This window comes from Streptomyces huiliensis, assembly GCF_020037025.1.
GTDB lineage: Bacteria > Actinomycetota > Actinomycetes > Streptomycetales > Streptomycetaceae > Streptomyces > Streptomyces huiliensis.
This window is the reverse complement of record NZ_JAIQLH010000079.1, coordinates 13,534-29,936: the sequence shown is the minus strand read 5'-3', so window position 1 is coordinate 29,936 and position 16,403 is coordinate 13,534. Positions and strand designations below refer to the sequence as shown.

General features: G+C 73.5%; 18 protein-coding genes and 1 riboswitch. Of the genes, 13 read left to right on the top strand and 5 right to left on the bottom strand.

Features of this window, described 5'->3' with window-relative positions:
• Positions 1 to 212 precede the first annotated feature (212 nt).
• Both JNW98_RS15980 and JNW98_RS15975 read left to right on the top strand, forming a co-directional pair.
• On the top strand, positions 213 to 1,364 hold the full coding sequence (locus JNW98_RS15980) for a polyprenyl synthetase family protein (RefSeq protein ID WP_308015615.1): 1,152 nt from the start codon (positions 213 to 215) through the stop codon (positions 1,362 to 1,364).
• A 104-nt stretch (positions 1,365 to 1,468) separates the two neighbouring features.
• On the top strand, positions 1,469 to 3,067 hold the full coding sequence (locus JNW98_RS15975; protein WP_223768891.1) for a class I adenylate-forming enzyme family protein: 1,599 nt from the start codon (positions 1,469 to 1,471) through the stop codon (positions 3,065 to 3,067).
• A 60-nt stretch (positions 3,068 to 3,127) separates the two neighbouring features.
• Here JNW98_RS15975 and JNW98_RS15970 read toward each other — a convergent pair whose 3' ends face one another.
• From JNW98_RS15970 to cynR, 3 genes are all read right to left on the bottom strand, one after another.
• A complete protein-coding gene (locus tag JNW98_RS15970) occupies positions 3,128 to 3,529 on the bottom strand; it encodes a DoxX family protein (RefSeq protein ID WP_372459256.1) in 402 nt (133 codons plus the stop codon).
• Between the two features lie 262 nt (positions 3,530 to 3,791).
• Complete coding sequence (locus tag JNW98_RS15965) at positions 3,792 to 4,256, bottom strand: hypothetical protein (protein ID WP_223768889.1); 465 nt, start codon at positions 4,254 to 4,256, stop codon at positions 3,792 to 3,794.
• A 184-nt stretch (positions 4,257 to 4,440) separates the two neighbouring features.
• Positions 4,441 to 5,349 carry a transcriptional regulator CynR gene (gene cynR, locus JNW98_RS15960; RefSeq protein WP_308015614.1) on the bottom strand — a complete coding sequence of 303 codons (909 nt, stop codon included), beginning with the start codon at positions 5,347 to 5,349 and terminating at the stop codon, positions 4,441 to 4,443.
• 124 nt (positions 5,350 to 5,473) lie between these two features.
• Here cynR and JNW98_RS15955 point away from each other — a divergent pair, with 124 nt between their 5' ends.
• From JNW98_RS15955 to JNW98_RS15945, 3 genes are all read left to right on the top strand, one after another.
• A complete protein-coding gene (locus JNW98_RS15955) occupies positions 5,474 to 6,079 on the top strand; it encodes a carbonic anhydrase (RefSeq protein ID WP_223768888.1) in 606 nt (201 codons plus the stop codon).
• Positions 6,080 to 6,113: 34 nt separating this feature from the next.
• The gene (cynS, locus tag JNW98_RS15950) at positions 6,114 to 6,584 is read left to right on the top strand and encodes a cyanase (RefSeq protein WP_223768887.1); all 471 of its coding nucleotides are present in this window, start codon (positions 6,114 to 6,116) and stop codon (positions 6,582 to 6,584) included.
• A gap of 81 nt (positions 6,585 to 6,665) precedes the next feature.
• On the top strand, positions 6,666 to 7,178 hold the full coding sequence (locus tag JNW98_RS15945) for a nucleoside deaminase (RefSeq protein ID WP_223768886.1): 513 nt from the start codon (positions 6,666 to 6,668) through the stop codon (positions 7,176 to 7,178).
• Here JNW98_RS15945 and JNW98_RS15940 read toward each other — a convergent pair.
• Both JNW98_RS15940 and JNW98_RS15935 read right to left on the bottom strand, forming a co-directional pair.
• Positions 7,147 to 7,362: a ferredoxin gene (locus tag JNW98_RS15940; RefSeq protein WP_223768885.1), complete on the bottom strand. Its 216-nt coding sequence runs from the start codon at positions 7,360 to 7,362 to the stop codon at positions 7,147 to 7,149. The genes JNW98_RS15945 and JNW98_RS15940 overlap by 32 nt on opposite strands.
• Before the next feature lie 4 nt (positions 7,363 to 7,366).
• Complete coding sequence (locus JNW98_RS15935) at positions 7,367 to 8,593, bottom strand: cytochrome P450 (protein WP_223768884.1); 1,227 nt, start codon at positions 8,591 to 8,593, stop codon at positions 7,367 to 7,369.
• Positions 8,594 to 8,927: 334 nt separating this feature from the next.
• On the opposite strand from JNW98_RS15935, the gene JNW98_RS15930 reads away from it, so the two are divergent.
• The 8 genes from JNW98_RS15930 (at position 8,928) to JNW98_RS15895 (ending at position 16,391) form a co-directional block, all read left to right on the top strand.
• Positions 8,928 to 9,338, top strand: coding sequence for a VOC family protein (locus JNW98_RS15930; protein ID WP_223768883.1), 411 nt, complete (start codon positions 8,928 to 8,930; stop codon positions 9,336 to 9,338).
• Between the two features lie 22 nt (positions 9,339 to 9,360).
• Positions 9,361 to 9,870: a helix-turn-helix transcriptional regulator gene (locus JNW98_RS15925; RefSeq protein ID WP_223768882.1), complete on the top strand. Its 510-nt coding sequence runs from the start codon at positions 9,361 to 9,363 to the stop codon at positions 9,868 to 9,870.
• Between the two features lie 67 nt (positions 9,871 to 9,937).
• Positions 9,938 to 10,351, top strand: coding sequence for a VOC family protein (locus tag JNW98_RS15920; RefSeq protein WP_223768881.1), 414 nt, complete (start codon positions 9,938 to 9,940; stop codon positions 10,349 to 10,351).
• A 103-nt stretch (positions 10,352 to 10,454) separates the two neighbouring features.
• Positions 10,455 to 10,692, top strand: a riboswitch (cobalamin riboswitch).
• 207 nt (positions 10,693 to 10,899) lie between these two features.
• Positions 10,900 to 12,399: a CoA-acylating methylmalonate-semialdehyde dehydrogenase gene (locus JNW98_RS15915; protein ID WP_223768880.1), complete on the top strand. Its 1,500-nt coding sequence runs from the start codon at positions 10,900 to 10,902 to the stop codon at positions 12,397 to 12,399.
• A 5-nt stretch (positions 12,400 to 12,404) separates the two neighbouring features.
• Complete coding sequence (locus JNW98_RS15910) at positions 12,405 to 13,553, top strand: acyl-CoA dehydrogenase family protein (protein WP_223768916.1); 1,149 nt, start codon at positions 12,405 to 12,407, stop codon at positions 13,551 to 13,553.
• Entirely contained in the window at positions 13,550 to 14,650 is a 1,101-nt protein-coding gene (locus tag JNW98_RS15905; RefSeq protein WP_223768879.1) for an enoyl-CoA hydratase/isomerase family protein, read from the top strand. Before JNW98_RS15910 ends, JNW98_RS15905 begins: the two co-directional genes overlap by 4 nt.
• Positions 14,647 to 15,600, top strand: coding sequence for a 3-hydroxyisobutyrate dehydrogenase (gene mmsB, locus JNW98_RS15900; protein ID WP_223768878.1), 954 nt, complete (start codon positions 14,647 to 14,649; stop codon positions 15,598 to 15,600). The genes JNW98_RS15905 and mmsB overlap by 4 nt, the downstream gene beginning before the upstream one ends.
• Entirely contained in the window at positions 15,597 to 16,391 is a 795-nt protein-coding gene (locus tag JNW98_RS15895; RefSeq protein ID WP_223768877.1) for an enoyl-CoA hydratase, read from the top strand. The genes mmsB and JNW98_RS15895 overlap by 4 nt, the downstream gene beginning before the upstream one ends.
• The last annotated feature ends 12 nt before the right edge of the window (positions 16,392 to 16,403 follow it).

Below are 16,403 nucleotides of genomic sequence, written 5' to 3'. Positions count from 1 at the left end.
CTCCGGAAGGGAGCATGTCAGCGGCTTCTTGGGGGCGGCTGGGCCCGGAATTGGCGCGTCCTTGCCGCCAAGCGGATCCCAATCCGCCGCGTACTGCCCGGCAAGGGGCGGCGCCGAGGATGCGGGTCAGGGCCGCCGACGGGCGGGACAGGGCCGCCTCTTGGGCGGGCCCGCGGGGGCCGAGGGGGCGAACAGAGCCAGGGGGAGGCGGAGTGCTGAGAGAACGGGACCGCTCGGAGCGATCCGGGCAGCCGGAGCGGCCGGTGCCGGCGGAGGCCGCCGGGGCCGTCGCCGGGGCGGCGGCGGAGCGCGGCGGCGCCGACGAGGAGACCTGCGGGAAGCTGCTCGACCGCGTCGACCGGCGGATCGGGCAACTGCTGAACGCCGAGCGGGCGCGCTGGAGTGCCGTGGACCCCCGGGTGGCCGTGCCGGTCACGGCCGTCGCGGAGCTGGTGGTGGCGGGCGGCAAGCGGCTGCGCCCGCTGTTCTGCGTCACCGGCTACCTGGCGGCCCGCCCCGGCGCGGAAACGGCTCCGGCCGCCGACGACGCGGTCGTCGACGCGGCGGCCGCGCTCGAACTGCTGCACGCCTTCGCGCTCCTCCACGACGACGTCATGGACGGCTCGTCCACCCGGCGCGGCGCCCCGACCGCCCACACCGCGCACGCCGCCCGCCATGCGCGGCACGTCTGGGCCGGGGAGTCCCGCCGGTACGGGGAGGGCGTCGCCATCCTCGCCGGGGACCTGGCGCTCGGCTACGCGAACCGGCTCGCGGGCGGGCTGCCCGGACCGGCGGCACGGGTGTGGCACGAGCTGGTCGCGGAGCTGATCGTCGGTCAGCAGCTGGACCTCTCCCTGGCCGCCGAGTCGGACGCCGACCCGGACCTGGCCCGCTGGGTCGCCGTCTGCAAGTCCGGCCGCTACACCGTCCACCGCCCGCTCGCCCTCGGCGCGGCCCTCGCCGGCCGCCCCGACCTGCACCCGGCCTTCGAGGCGTACGGGGTCGCCGCCGGCGAGGCGTTCCAGCTGCGGGACGACCTGCTCGACGTGTTCGGCGACGCGGCGGCGACCGGCAAGCCGGCCGGCCTGGACCTAGGGCAGCACAAGATGACCCTGCTGGTGGCCTTGGCCGCGGCCCGGGACCCGCGGGTCGCCCGGCTGGTCGGACGCGGCGGCTCCGCCGACCGGGACCCGGCCGGACTCCGCGCCGCCCTGCTCGCCTCCGGCGTGCGCGCGGACGTCGAGGCGCGGATCGACGCCCTGGTCGCCGACGCCCGCGCCGCCCTGGCGGACGCCGGCCTGCCGGACCGCTGGCGCCTGCGCCTCGGGGAACTGGCCGGCAGGGTCGCCTACCGCGACCGCTGACACGCGCCGTACCCACACCGCGTACCCCCGCCCGTTCGCACCCCCACCCGTTCGTAGCCCCGCCCGTTCGTACCCCAGCCCGGCCCACGCAAAGGAAGACCTTCATGCGAAGCGTGTCGTCGTACCAGCCCCGCCGCGCGGCGGCCCGCACGTCACCGCACCGGCACGGCCTCTACCTCGGTGTCGTGCCGGAGCGGGCGGCGCGCGTCCGCGGCGCGATGCCGCTCGTCCTCGACCACGACCTCGACGTCCTGCCGGAGGCCGGCCGCCGGCTGACGGTCCGGCGGCTGGCGGACGCCGTGGCGGACCTTGCGAACCGGCTCGCCGCCGGCGGAGTGGGCCCCGGCCGCCACGTGGTGATCTGCAAGGCCCCCAACTTCGACCTCTGGCTGCTCGCGACGGCGGTGGAGCGCGTCGGCGCGGTCCCGGTCATGCTCTCGCACCACCTGGACCCCGCGTCCGTCGCCGCGTTGCTGGCCCGGCTGGACCGGCCGTACCTGATCACCGACGGGCCCGGGCTCCGCGCCCTCACCGAGGGCGGCGTGGACCTGACGGAGCTCACCCGGGGCGTGATCGGCGTGGGCGACGCCGGCCCCGGCGCGGTCGCGCTCGCCGCACTGGACGGCACGGTACCGGTACGCCCGGTGCTGCGCGGCCCGGACGAGCCGGCCATGATCACGCACACCTCCGGCACCACGGGTCTGCCCAAGCTGGTGGTGCACACGCCGCGGACGATGCGCGCCCGGCTGCGCCCACAGCTGTTCCTGCTGGGGCTGATGAGGAAGCGCGGCACCGTCGCCATCCACCTCCCCTTCGGCCACTCCAGGACGTTCGCAGCGCTCTCGCTCTGCCTCCTCCAGGGCATGCCCGCGCTGCTGGTGAAGGACGGGGAGCCGGACGCCGTCGCCGCCTTCTTCGCCGAGCGCCGGCCCTGGCTGATCGAGGCGCTGCCCAACTCCTTCCTCGCCTGGGAGGAGTTGGCCGACGACGCGCGCCGCCCGTTCGCGTCGGTGAAGTACTTCAGCAGCACCTTCGACGCGATCCACCCCAGGACGGTCCGCCGGCTGCTGGGCGCCTCCGCCCGGCGCGCGCAGTTCTTCCAGATCTACGGGCAGAGCGAGGTCGGCCCGGCGGCCGGCCGGCCGTACTACCGCCCGCTGGCCCGCTGGATGGACGGCCGCTGCGTGGGCTACCCGCTGCCGGGCAGCGCCCGGGTCCGGCTGGTGAGCCGCGACGGCGGGCGGCCCTCGCGCCGGAACCCCGGCCTCATCGAGGTCCGTTGGGACGGGCTGGCGAAGACGTACCACGGCGAGCGGGAGCGCTACGACGCCCAGTTGCACGACGGCTGGTGGCGTACGGGGGACGTGGGCTACCGGACGCTGTTCGGCTGCCTGCACCTGCTGGACCGCGAGTTCGACGCGATCCCGGGGGTGAGCAGCAACCTGGAGATCGAGGACGTCCTGCTGGACCGGCTGGCGGAGCTGGCCGAGGTCGTCGTCGTCCCGGGGCCCGAGGGCACGGCGGTCCCGGTCGTGTGCACCCACCGCGACGAGCCGCTGGACACGGACCGCTGGCGCGCCGCCACGGCCGCGTACCCCCTGCTGGCCGATCCCGTCCGGATCCCGCTGGCCGAACTGCCGCGTACCGCCACGCTGAAGACCCGCCGGGTGGAGCTCTCCCGCCGCCTGGCGGCCGGACTGTAGCCCGGCCCGGCACCGAGCGGCCCGCGCCGCCCCCTCGGGGAGGCGCGGGCCGCTCGGGTGTCACGCGAATCCGTGGTGGGCCAGCCCCAGGACGAGGACGGCCACCGCGGTGGCCAGGAACACGATGCCGCCCACGATGTCGCGGGAGCCCACCCGCACATGGGCGATGATCGCCCCGATGAAGTAGAGGATGAGCCCGCAGGCGGCGAGCGACCCCAGCACCGGCACGGCGAGCCCGGCCCCCAGCCCCACGGTGCCGGCCGCCAGCAACAGGCCCAGGACCGGCACGTACTTCCGGGGTATGCCCTTCATGTCCGCCTGGGTCTTGGGGTATTCGTGGCCGATCAGGTAGGTGACGGCGGCGGCACCGTTGAAGACCACACCGAGAATGGTGACCGTGACGAAGGCGATGAACACGTTCTCTCCGCTCTGTGGAGACAATGTTTCAAGGCGCCCCGTCATGGGAGCCGTTCCCTCGGACGGCCGGCCACCGGGTGCGCCGGTGATCCGAACACCCGGCAGTCGCGCGCAACACCACGACACCTTGGTGCTGTTGGGGCTGAACGCGCGTGTGCGCGTGCCGTGATCGTACAGGTCGCCTGGGCGGAGGAGAACCACTTTCACCCGTTCCCGCAGGGTGAAAGAGCTGGTCAGCAGGGCAAGGGGGGCTTGGCACGCCGTCGGCGGGCGGACCGGCCACCGGTCCGCCCGCCGACGGGCTCGCTCAATGCGCGGTGCGGGTGTTCCAGATGGCCTGACTGCCGTCGTAGATCACGACGTTGCCGTCGTCCTGGACGGCGAGCCGGGAGCCGGGGTGCCCGGCGGTCTTCGAGTTCCAGACCGCCTTGCCGGAGCGGGTGTAGACGACGAAGTTGCCGTCCGTCTGGAAGACCGCCCGCCACCCCTGGCCGACGGTGCCGGTGTTCCACCGGGCCCGGCCGAACTCGTCGTAGACGACGAGGTTGCCGTCCGTCTGCATGACCAGCGTGGCCGTGTCGGAGCTCCACGACTGGCCGTGCTCCAGCACGGCGGTTGCCTCCAGGATCCGCGTGGCCTTGATTCTCACCGTGGTCGTCGCTCTCGCGCCGTCGGCCGCGGTGTGGGTGTCCGGTGCCGCGCCGGCCTGGCCGGCGAGCGTCAGGGTGGCGAGCGTGGCAACCGCGAGGAGTGCGCTGACCCTCTTCTTCATCGAGAGGGCCTCCTTTCGCCGGATGGGCGTCCGCCGGCTCCTGCCGGGGACGGCGGACCGAGTCTGCCACCGCCGGCGAGGACGCAGATCGGACGGTTGTGCGACATGACGTGTTCGCGCCGCTGTATTGGCCAACCGGACACTCTGGACACGAGGGCGCCCGTCTGCGCGCGCTCGGCGCGGATCACCGCGGTGGGGCGTAGCCGCGGCTCCGGACGAGGTCGTGCGCGAGCCGGGCGAAGGCGTGGCAGGCGGCGCTGTGGTACGCGCCGTCGCGGCGGAGGAGGGTGACGGTGCGGGTGGGGAGGGGCGGGGTGAGCGGGACGGGGACGAGGTGGGGGTGGTCGTGGGTGATGGCGTCGGGCAGGACGGTGGCCAGGTCGGTGCGCCGGACGATCTCGGTGAGGGCCTGGAGGGAGTCGGCCTCGACGGTGACGCGCGGGGTGACGCGGTGGTCGGCGAAGTAGGCGTCGATGTGGGTCCGGGTCGCGAAGTCCGTGTTCAGCAGCGCCAGTCGCTCGTCCCGGAGGGCGCCGAGCGGTAGCGGGTCCGCCGGCGCGGGAGTGTGCCCGGCCGCCCTGACCAGGGTGAGGGTCTCGGTGAACAGCGGTGTGGCGGCGATGCCGGGCAGGTGGGGGCCGGCGAAGGCGATGCCGACGTCGAGGTCGTCGGCGAGGAGGGCGGCCTCGACGCGGTCCTGGGTCATCTCCCGGACCGTCAGCGTGAGTCCGGGGTGCCGGGCGTGGAGTTCGGCGGTGAGCGGGCCCACGAGGTAGGCGGTGAACGTGGGGGTGACCGCGAGCCGCAGGTGGCCGCGGGAGAGGTCCCGGACGTCGTGGACGGCGCGCTCGGCGGCGGCCAGGTCGCGCAGGGCCCGCCGGGCGTGGTCGGTGTAGACGGCGCCGGCGTCGGTGAGCCGTACCGCGCGCCCGGTGCGGTCCAGCAGCTGCACGCCGAGGGTGCGTTCGAGCTGTTTGACCTGCTGGGACAGGGTGGGCTGGGAGATGTGCAGCTCCTCGGCGGCACGGGTGAAGTTGCCGTGCTCGGCGACGGCGAGCAGATAGCGCAGGTGACGCAGTTCCAGGGCGGCCATGAGCGGAGTATAGATGGTGCCTATAGGAGTCATGGCGAGCAACTCTTGGACGCTATAGGTGCAGGTCGTGCAGGGTGGTTCTTGCCGGTCCCCGAGGGCCCGGCGGCTACCGAAGGAGTGACCCATGCAGGACCTCGCCGAGGGCGTCGCCCGCTTCCAGCGCGACGTCTTCCCGGCCAAGGCGGACCTCTTCACCCGCCTGGCCACGCATCACGCGCCGCACACGCTGTTCATCGGCTGCTCGGACGCCCGCGTCGTACCCGAGCTGATCACCCAGGGCGAGCCGGGCGAGCTCTTCGTCGTCCGCACCGCCGGAAACCTCGTCCCCGCCTACACGCCCGGCGCCGACGGGGTGGCGGCGAGCATCGAGTACGCCGTCGCCGTGCTGGGCGTGACCGAGATCGTGGTGTGCGGGCACTCCGCCTGCGGCGCGATGACCGCCCTGGCCGAAGGCCACGACCTCGGCGGCGCGCCGGTGGTCGCCGGCTGGCTGCGGCACGCGGACGCCGCCGTGGCCCGCGCCGCAGGCCCGGCGGCCGGCCCGGACGCGGTGGCCGCCCTGGTCCGCCGGAACGTGTCCGCGCAGCTCGTGAACCTGGCCACCCACCCCTCCGTGGCCCGGGCGCTGGCCGAGCGGACGGTGACCCTGCGCGGCTGGGTCTTCGACATCGCCTCCGGGCGCGTCGAGGAGCTCGACGCCACCGGCGCGGGCACCGCCCTCGCTTCCTGACCCCTTTCTTCCCCCCTACACAAGGAGCCCTCTCATGGTGCACGCCCAGTTCGACCCCACCGCACGCGAGGCCCTGGCCGCCCAGGCCGTGGACGCCAAGATCCGCAAGGACCTCTCCTGGCAGCAGGTGGCCGACGCCTCCGGCCTGTCGGTCGCCTTCACCACCGCCGCCGTCCTCGGCCAGCACCCGCTGCCGCGGGAGTCCGCCGAGGCCGTCGCCGAGCTGCTGGGCCTGGACGACGACGCGGCGCTGCTGCTGCAGACCATCCCGACCCGCGGCTCGATCCCCGGCGGCATCCCCACCGACCCGACGATCTACCGCTTCCACGAGATGCTCCAGGTCTACGGCACCACTCTCAAGGCCCTGGTCCACGAGCAGTTCGGCGACGGCATCATCTCCGCGATCAACTTCAAGCTGGACGTGCGGAAGGTCGCCGACCCCGACGGCGGCGAGCGGGCCGTCATCACCCTGGACGGCAAGTACCTGCCGACCAAGCCCTTCTGACCCGCGAGGGGGCGGGGCCACACCGGCCCCGCCCCCCTCCGTCCACCCCCCCCCGACCCCCGAAAGGCCCCGGCCACCCCCATGGACTTCATCCAGCGCACCATCGACCTCGCCCGCCGGAACGTCGCCGAGGGCGGCCGCCCGTTCGCGACCGTCATCGTCAAGGACGGCGAGATCCTCGCCGAGAGCCCGAACAGGGTCGCCCAGACCGGCGACCCCACCGCCCACGCGGAGATCCTCGCCATCCGCGCGGCCTGCACGAAGCTCGGCACCGAGCACCTCACCGGCACCACCATCTACGTCCTGGCCCACCCGTGCCCGATGTGCCTGGGCTCGCTGTACTACTGCTCCCCGGACGAGGTCGTCTTCCTCACCACCCGCGACGCCTACGAGCCGCACTACGTCGACGACCGCAAGTACTTCGAACTGGGCAGCTTCTACGAGGAGTTCGCCAAGCCGTGGGACGAGCGCCGGCTGCCCATGCGCCACGAGCCCCGGGACGCCGCCGTCGAGGTCTACCGCCTCTGGCAGGAGCACAACGGCGGCGAGCGCCGCGCGGCCGTCACGGGTGGGGCGGGGAACCCGGCTCCGTGAGGGTGATGGCGGAGGCCGGGCAGATGCCGGCGGCGGTGCGGACCGCCGTGTGCCGGTCCTGGGGCGGGTGGGCGTCCAGGAGGAGGACGAGGCCGTCGTCCTCGTCCTGGTCGAAGACCTGAGGGGCCGTCAGGGCGCACATGCCGGCGCCGAGGCAGCGGGTGCGGTCGACTCGGATGTCCACGAGGTCAGACCTCGTCCCAGGTGACCGGCAGCCGGTGGACGCCGTAGATGTTCATGTGCGTCCGCAGGGGTATGTCCTCGGCCGGTACGGCCAGGCGCAGCGTGGGGAACCGGCCGAGCAGTGCGGGCAGGGCCACCGTCAGTTCCACGCGGGCCAGTTGCTGGCCCAGGCACTGGTGGATGCCGTGGCCGAAGCCCAGGTGCCCGGTGGCCGTGCGGTGCGGGTCGAGGACGTCGGGGTCGGGGAACCGGCCCGGGTCCCGGTTGGCGGCCTCCAGGGAGAGGGTGACGCTGTCGCCCGCCCTGATGGTCCTGCCCTCCAGCTCGACGTCCTCCAGCGCGGACCGCACGGTCGTGTGGGCGATCGTCAGGTAGCGCATCAGCTCTTCGACGGCCCGCGGGGCGAGTTCCGGGTCCGCGCGCAGGGCGTCGGCCCGGCCCGGGGTGGTGAGCAGGGCGAACGTACCGTGGGCGAGCATGTTGGCGGTGGTGTCGAGCCCGGCGGCGAGCAGGAAGCCCCCGAGGCCGGCCAGCTCGTCGTCACTGAGGTCCGAGTCCCGGGCCAGGTCGCCGAGCAGGTCGTCGGAGGGCGCGGCGCGCTGGGCGGCGACCAGTTCGGCCATGTACTCCTGGAGTCCGGCGTACGCGGCCATCACCTCCTCGGGCGTCGACTCCCTGGACATGAGCGCGTGGGCGTGCCCCTGGAAGCGCTCCCGGTCGGCGTAGGGGACACCCAGCAGCTCGCAGATGACCAGCGCGGGGAGAGGGCGGGCGAACGCCTCGACCAGGTCGACGCCCGGGCCGCGGCGCTCCATCGCGTCCAGGTGCTCGGCGGTGATCTCCTCGACCCGTTCGGTGAGCCGCCGCATGCGGCGGACGGTGAACTTGCCCGCCAGGAGCCGCCTCAGGCGGGTGTGCTCGGGTGCGTCCATCCCGGTCATGTCGCCGACCACGGCGGGCGGCGGCGGGCCCTCGGGGCCGCCGGGGAAGGGCAGGTGCAGCAGCTCGTACCGCGAGCTGAAGCGCGGGTCCGCGAGGACCGAGCGGACCGCGGAGTAGCCGGTGGCCAGCCAGCCGAGGTGCCCGTCGGGATACCTCATCCGGGCCAGCGGCCGCTCCTCGCGGAGCTCCGCCAGCCCGGCGGGCGGGTCGAACGGGCAGCCGGCGGCGCGCTGGGTGGGGAGCGTGACGGGCTCGTCGGCCGGGGCGTGGGGCGACGGTTCGTGGTGCACGGTGTCCTCCGTGGGAAGTCGCTCGTCGATGGCGTCATTGGCGCCAAAGGTGTGTCATCGGTGCTGTCGCGTCGGCGTACGTATGTGTGGCGGGTGCCGGCTGGTCGAAGAATGCGCGTCAGTGGAAGGGTGGATGCGGCGGATTCCGCGCGCGCTGTCCACGTCGTGATGATGGCATCATAGTGGTGCCATCGCAAGGGTGTGGTGGCTCAGCTTGGCGTCATGAGGTGGCAGCCGTGGCGCGGCCGACGTTGAGCCGTCGACGTCCTGGCATATCCGGATCGGTCAGGAATCGAGAAGCGCGGTGTGCGGAGCCGCCTCTAGCCTGCTCACCATGGACATCACCATTCACACCACCGCTCTCCCGCACGACGACCCGGACGCGTCGCTCGCCTTCTACCGCGACGTGCTCGGCTTCGAGGTCCGCAGCGATGTCGGGCAGGGCAGGATGCGCTGGATCACGGTCGGCCCGGCCGGTCAGCCGGGCACGTCGATCCTGCTGGCGCCGCCCGCCGCCGACCCCGGCATCACCGAGGACGAGCGCCGCACGATCACCGAGATGATGGCCAAGGGCACGTACGGCTGGATCCTGCTGGCCACCCCGGACCTCGACGCCACGTTCGAGAAGGTGCAGGCCGGTGACACCGAGGTCGTCCAGGAGCCGACCGAGCAGCCGTACGGCGTCCGCGACTGCGCGTTCCGCGACCCCGCGGGCAACCTGGTCCGCATCCAGGAACTGCGCTGAGCTCCGGAGGGGAAGGGTTCCCGTGTGTCAGTCCGAATGGCGGCGTGCGCGCGTCGAGGCGCAGCGCCTGGCCGATCTCGCCCGGCTGCGCCGCGTCCGCGACCGGATCGACCGGGACTACGCGCAGCCGCTGAACGTGGAGGCGCTCGCGCGTGCCGTGAACATGTCCGCCGGGCACCTGAGCCGGCAGTTCCGGGCCGCCTACGGTGAGTCGCCGTACTCGTACCTGATGACGCGTCGCATCGAGCGGGCGACGGCCCTGCTGAGGCGGGGCGACCTCAGCGTCACCGAGGTCTGCTTCACGGTCGGCTGCGCGTCGCTGGGGACGTTCACCACCCGCTTCACCGAGCTGGTCGGCATGCCGCCCGGGGCCTTCCGGCGCCAGGCGGCGGGCGCGGCGGGCGCGGTGGATACGACGGGTCCGGCGGGCCCGGCGATCGACGTCGAGGGGATGCCGGCGTGCGTGGCGAAGCACGTCTCGCGACCGGTCAGGAATCGAGAAGCCCCGGCCGCCCCGCGGCCCCTAGCGTGAAGGTCATCGGCAGCCGGGCCCGGCCCGGCATCCGGCACACAGACCTCCGCGGCACAAGGAGTACGTCATGAAAGCGCACGTCAGCTCGATCCTCCTCGGCGTCCGGGACATGGACCGGGCCAAGCGGTTCTACACCGAGGGACTCGGCTGGAAGATCCGGAACGACTACGGCGTCTCGGTGTTCTTCGCGTCGGACGGCGCCTCGCCGGTCGGCTTCTACGGCCGCGAGGGGCTGGCCGACCTGGTGGGCACGGACGCGGAGGGCAGGGGCTTCAGCGGGCTGGTCCTGACCTACGTCGTCCGGAGCGAGGCACGGGTCGGCGAGGTCATGGAGGAGGCCCGTGCGGCCGGTGCCACGATCCTCAAGCCCGCCGGCGCCCTGCCGTGGGGCGGGTACGGCGGCACCTTCGCCGACCCGGACGGCTACGTCTGGAGCCTCGGCTACAGCGCCACCGGAACCGACCAGCCCTACGCCGAGTAGTCCGCCTCGGCGGCGACCCGCTCTCGCCCGGCGCGTCCGCGTCCGGGCGAGCCCGCGTGACCCCACCTCCGGGTCCGCGGCGGCCCGTTGACCCTGGACTTACTAGGACGTCCAACTATATGGTCAGGCCAACAAGCCCGCGGTGCAGGGAAGCCGGTGTGAATCCGGCACGGTCCCGCCACTGTGACCGGGGAGCGCGTTTTCACCGGCGACAGGCCGTCCGTACACGGCGGTCGCCGACAGGAAGGACGTCACTGACGGCGCGGCGACGCGACGTCGGGAAGGCGGAAAGCGCGTGGTGATCCGGGAGTCAGGATACCGGCCGCGCGGTCGTTCCGTGTTGTCCACGAGGATGGAGCAGACACGCATGGCACCGGTCCGTTTCCACGACCCAGGTGATCCGGCGCGGCGAGCGGTACCGCCCGCCGCCTGACGGCCCGTCACCCCTTCGCGTCCCACGGCTTCGTGTGCGGGCCCCGCAGCGGCCCGCGCCTCCGCCGTGCCATCCCCGGATCCCACCTGTCGAGACCTGACGAGAGCAGGCTTCCATGGTCCGCGAACTGACCCATTTCGTCGCCGGCAAGCACACCCCCGGAACCTCGGGCGCCTACGGCGACGTGTACGACCCCAACACCGGTGAGATCCAGGCCCGCGTGCCCCTCGCGAGCCGCGCCGAGACCGAGAGCGCCATCGCCGACGCCGCCGAGGCCCAGCACGCGTGGGGGGAGTGGAACCCGCAGCGCCGCGCCCGCGTCCTGCTGCGGTTCCTCGACCTCGTAGAGAAGGAAAAGGACGCGCTGGCCCGGCTGCTGTCGGGCGAGCACGGCAAGACCGTCGCCGACGCGCACGGCGACATCCAACGGGGTCTTGAGGTCGTCGAGTTCGCCGCCGGCGTGCCGCACCTGATCAAGGGCGAGTTCACCGACAACGCCGGCACCGGCATCGACGTCCACTCGCTGCGGCAGCCCCTCGGCGTGACCGCGGGCATCACACCGTTCAACTTCCCCGCGATGATCCCGCTGTGGAAGGCCGCACCCGCCCTCGCCTGCGGCAACTCCTTCATCCTCAAACCGTCCGAGCGCGACCCGTCCGTACCGCTCCGGCTCGCCGAACTGTTCCTGGAGGCCGGACTGCCGCCGGGCGTGCTGAACGTCGTCAACGGCGGCAAGGAGGCCGTCGACACGCTGCTGGCGGACCCCCGCGTCAAGGCGCTCGGCTTCGTCGGCTCGACGCCCGTCGCCGCACACGTCTACGCCACCGCCGCCGTGCACGGCAAGCGCGCCCAGTGCTTCGGCGGCGCCAAGAACCACCTGATCGTGATGCCGGACGCCGACCTCGACCAGGCCGCCGACGCCCTCGTCGGCGCCGGCTACGGCTCGGCGGGGGAGCGGTGCATGGCCGTGTCCGTGGCCGTGCCCGTCGGTACGGAGACCGCCGACGCCCTCGTCGCCCGGCTGACCGAGCGGATCGCCGGGCTCCGGATCGGTCGCTCGGACGACCCCGGGGCCGACTTCGGCCCGCTGGTCGGACGGGACGCCGTCGACCGTGTCCGCCGCTACGTCGACCTGGGCGTCGAAGAGGGAGCCGAACTCGTCGTGGACGGGCGGGGATTCCGCCTTCCCGGACACGAGAACGGCTTCTTCGCCGGGGCCTCCCTCTTCGACCGGGTCACCCCCGACATGCGGATATACCAGGAGGAGATCTTCGGCCCGGTCCTCTCCGTCGTCCGCGCCGCCGACTACGAGGAGGCGCTGCGGCTGCCCGGCGAGCACCCGTACGGCAACGGTGTCGCCCTCTTCACCCGCGACGGCGACACCGCCCGCGACTTCACCCGCCGCGTCGAGACCGGCATGGTCGGCGTCAACGTCCCGATCCCCGTCCCGGTCGCCTACCACACCTTCGGCGGCTGGAAGCGGTCCGGCTTCGGCGACCTCAACCAGCACGGCCCGGACGCCATCCGCTTCTACACCCGCACCAAGACCGTCACCTCGCGCTGGCCCTCCGGGGTCAAGGAGGGCGCGAGCTTCACCCTCCCCACGATGGCGTGAGCGCGATGACCACCCTCCTCACCGACGACCAGCTCGCCCTGGTCGAGACCACGCTGGACTTCGCGCAGGAGCACCTCGCCCCGCACGCCGTCGCCTGGGACCGGGACAAGCACTTCCCCCTCGACGTCCTCCGCAAGGCCGCCGCCCTCGGCCTCGGCGGCGTCTACGTGTCCGAGGACGCGGGCGGCTCCGGCCTCACCCGCGCCGACGGCGTCCTGGTCTTCGAGGTCCTGGCCACCGGCTGCCCGTCCATCGCCGGGTACCTGTCCATCCACAACATGGTCGCCTGGATGATCGACCGCTACGGCGACGCCGCCCAGCGCGCCCGCTGGCTGCCCGCCCTCTGCTCCTTGGACCGGCCCGGCAGCTACTGCCTCACCGAGCCGGGCGCCGGCTCCGACGCCGCCGCGCTGAGCACCCGCGCCGTCCGCGACGGCGACCACTACGTCCTCACCGGCGTCAAGCAGTTCATCTCCGGCGCCGGCGCCTCCGAGGTGTACGTGGTGATGGCCCGCACCGGCGCCGAAGGACCCCGCGGCGTCTCGGCGTTCGTCGTCGAACGCGACGACCCCGGCCTGTCCTTCGGCCCCGACGAACGGAAGATGGGCTGGAACGCCCAGCCCACCCGCCAGGTGGTCCTGGACGGCGTCCGGATCCCCGCCGACCGGCTGCTCGGCGCCGAGGGCGACGGCTTCCGCATCGCCATGAACGGCCTCAACGGCGGCCGCCTCGGCATCGCCGCCTGCTCCCTCGGCGGCGCGCGCAGCGCCCTGCACCGCAGCCTGGAGTACCTGGCCGACCGGGAGGCGTTCGGCGCCCCGCTGCTGGAGGCGCAGGCCCTCCAGTTCCGCCTCGCCGACATGGCCACCGAACTGGCCGCGGCCCGCGCCCTCGTCCGGCAGGCCGCCGAGGCCCTGGACCGCGGCGACCCCAAGGCGGCCGAACTCTGCGCCATGGCAAAGCGGTTCGCCACCGACACCGGCTACTCCGTCGCCGACCGCGCTCTCCAACTCCACGGTGGCTACGGCTATCTCAGCGAGTACGGCATCGAGAAAATAGTCCGCGACCTCCGCGTGCACCGCATCCTGGAAGGGACCAACGAGATCATGAGCCTCATCGTCGCCCGCGGCCTCACGGCGGGGGTCCGGTCATGACCGACGCGACGAGCGCCGGCGCGACGAGGGCCGACGACTCCGTCCTCCTCCGCACCGAGGGGCACGCGGCGTACATCACCCTCAACCGCCCCAAGGCACTCAACGCCCTCACCCACCCCATGGTCGACCGGATCGCCGAGGCCCTCGACACCTGGGAACGCGACCCGGCCGTACGGACCGTCGTCCTCACCGGCGCCGGCGACCGCGGCCTCTGCGCGGGCGGCGACATCCGCGCCATCCACGACGACGCCCGCGCGGGCGGCGACGCCTCGGCGGCGTTCTGGCGCGCCGAATACCGGCTCAACGCCCGCATCGCCCGCTACCCCAAGCCGTACGTCGCCGTCATGGACGGCATCGTCATGGGCGGCGGCATCGGCGTCTCCGCCCACGGCAGCGTCCGGATCGTCACCGAACGCTCCCGCCTGGCCATGCCCGAGACCGGCATCGGCTTCGTCCCCGACGTCGGCGGCACCTACCTGCTCTCCCTCGCCCCCGGCGGACTCGGCACCCACCTCGCGCTGACCGCCGGCGCAGTGGGCGCCGCCGACGCGCTGCTCTGCGGCCTCGCCGACCTCTGCGTCCCCGCCGCACACCTGCCCGCCCTCACCGCCGCCCTCGCCCACCGGCCCGTCCACGAGGTCCTGCCCGGGTTCGTCACGTCGCCGCCGGAGGGCGTGCTGGCGGCGCACCGGGAGTGGATCGACACCTGCTACGCGGCCGACACCGTCGAGGAGATCGTCGACCGGCTCCAGGGCAGTGGACACCCGGCCGCCAAGGAGGCCGCCGAGGCGATCCTCGGCAAGTCGCCCACCGCACTCAAGGTCACCCTCGCCGCGCTGCGGCGCGCCCCCGCGCTGGGCCGGCTGGAACGGGTGCTGGAGCAGGAGTACCGCGTCTCCTGCGCCGCGCTCACCACGCTGGACCTGGTGGAGGGCATCCGCGCCCAGGTCGTCGACAAGGACCGGAACCCGCGCTGGACGCCCGCCACGCTCGCCGACGTCTCCGCCGAGGACGTCGACCGCTTCTTCGCCCCGCTCGGCGACCGGGAGCTCACCCTGGCCCCCGGTGACGGTCCACTACAGGAGGTGCCCTGGTGACTGCGACCCCAGCGAACGAGACGACGCCCGTGACGGTGAAGACCGTCGGCTTCGTCGGCCTCGGCAACATGGGCGGCCCGATGGCCGCCAACCTGGTGAAGGCGGGACACCGCGTCACCGGCTTCGACCTGGTCCCGGAGGCCGTCGAGGCCGCCGCCAAGGCCGGCGTCCGGCCCGCCGCGTCCGCCGCCGAGGCCGTCGCGGACGCCGACCTCGTGTTCACCATGCTGCCGACGGGACGGCACGTCCTCGACCTCTACACGGACGGCGGGCTGCTGGCCGCCGCCCGGCCCGGCACCCTCTTCGTCGACAGCTCGACGATCGACGTCGCCGACGCCCGCGCTGCCCACGAGGCGGCGCGCGCGGCCGGGCACCGGGCCCTGGACGCCCCCGTCTCGGGCGGCGTGTTCGGCGCCGAGGCCGCCACCCTGACGTTCATGGCCGGCGGCGACGCGGCGGAGTTCGCGGAGGCCGAGCCGGTGCTGGCCGGGATGGGCCGCAAGACCGTGCACTGCGGGCCGGCGGGCGCCGGGCAGGCCGCCAAGATCTGCAACAACATGATCCTCGGCATCTCGATGATCGCCATCAGCGAGGCGTTCGTCCTCGGCGAGAGCCTCGGCCTCTCCCAGCAGGCCATGTTCGACGTGGCGTCCACGTCCTCCGGGCAGTGCTGGGCCCTGACCGTCAACTGTCCGGTGCCCGGCCCGGTCCCGGCCAGCCCGGCCAACCGCGACTACCGCCCCGGCTTCTCCGCCCCGCTGATGGCCAAGGACCTCCGCCTCGCCGCGAACGCCATCCGGGCCGGCGGCGTGGACGCCGCCCTCGGGCTGCGCGCGGCCGAGCTGTACACCGCGTTCGCCGAGGGCAGGGGGGCCGAGGAGGACTTCTCCGGGATCTTCCGCGTGATACGGGACAACTCCGGGCAGCCGGCGGAAGGGGAGCACGCGTGACGGACCCGCACGGCACGCCGCCCTACGAGACCATCCTGGTCGAACGCAAGGGCCGCACCGCTCTCCTCACCCTCAACCGCCCCAAGGCGCTCAACGCCCTCAACCTCCAGGTGATGGACGAGGTCGTGGACGCCACCGCCGCCCTCGACCGGGACCCGGACGTCGGCTGTGTCGTCATCACCGGGTCGGAGAAGGCGTTCGCCGCCGGGGCGGACATCAAGGAGATGCGGCCGCGGAGTTACACCGACATGTACCTCGGCGACTGGTTCACCGCCTGGGACCGGCTCGGCGCGCTGCGCACGCCCACCGTCGCCGCCGTCTCCGGCTACGCGCTCGGCGGCGGCTGCGAACTCGCCATGCTCTGCGACATCGTGCTCGCCGCCGACACGGCGGTCTTCGGCCAGCCGGAGATCAAGCTCGGGGTCATCCCGGGCATCGGCGGCTCGCAGCGGCTGACCCGGGCCGTCGGCAAGGCCAAGGCCATGGAGCTGTGCCTCACCGGCCGCACCATGGACGCGGCCGAGGCCGAACGGGCCGGGCTCGTCTCCCGCGTCGTCCCGGCCGGCGAGCTGCTCGCCGAGGCGCTGAGCGTGGCCGAGACCGTGGCGGGGATGTCGGCGCCGGTCGCGATGATGGCCAAGGAGAGCGTCAACCGCGCCTTCGAGACCACCCTCGCCGAGGGCGTGCGCTTCGAACGCCGGCTGTTCCACGCGGTGTTCGCGACCGAGGACCAGAAGGAGGGGATGACGGCGTTCGTCGAGAAGCGGCCGCCGCGCTTCGGCCACCGCTGACCCGCCCGGACG

Coding starts and splice junctions, on each gene's coding strand:
- JNW98_RS15975 (WP_223768891.1), top strand. CDS start 1,469: ATGCGAAGCGTGTCGTCGTACCAGCCCCGCCGCGCGGCGGCCCGCACG.
- JNW98_RS15970 (WP_372459256.1), bottom strand. CDS start 3,529: ATGACGGGGCGCCTTGAAACATTGTCTCCACAGAGCGGAGAGAACGTG.
- JNW98_RS15965 (WP_223768889.1), bottom strand. CDS start 4,256: ATGAAGAAGAGGGTCAGCGCACTCCTCGCGGTTGCCACGCTCGCCACC.
- cynR (WP_308015614.1), bottom strand. CDS start 5,349: ATGGCCGCCCTGGAACTGCGTCACCTGCGCTATCTGCTCGCCGTCGCC.
- JNW98_RS15955 (WP_223768888.1), top strand. CDS start 5,474: ATGCAGGACCTCGCCGAGGGCGTCGCCCGCTTCCAGCGCGACGTCTTC.
- cynS (WP_223768887.1), top strand. CDS start 6,114: ATGGTGCACGCCCAGTTCGACCCCACCGCACGCGAGGCCCTGGCCGCC.
- JNW98_RS15945 (WP_223768886.1), top strand. CDS start 6,666: ATGGACTTCATCCAGCGCACCATCGACCTCGCCCGCCGGAACGTCGCC.
- JNW98_RS15930 (WP_223768883.1), top strand. CDS start 8,928: ATGGACATCACCATTCACACCACCGCTCTCCCGCACGACGACCCGGAC.
- JNW98_RS15920 (WP_223768881.1), top strand. CDS start 9,938: ATGAAAGCGCACGTCAGCTCGATCCTCCTCGGCGTCCGGGACATGGAC.
- JNW98_RS15915 (WP_223768880.1), top strand. CDS start 10,900: ATGGTCCGCGAACTGACCCATTTCGTCGCCGGCAAGCACACCCCCGGA.
- JNW98_RS15910 (WP_223768916.1), top strand. CDS start 12,405: ATGACCACCCTCCTCACCGACGACCAGCTCGCCCTGGTCGAGACCACG.
- JNW98_RS15905 (WP_223768879.1), top strand. CDS start 13,550: ATGACCGACGCGACGAGCGCCGGCGCGACGAGGGCCGACGACTCCGTC.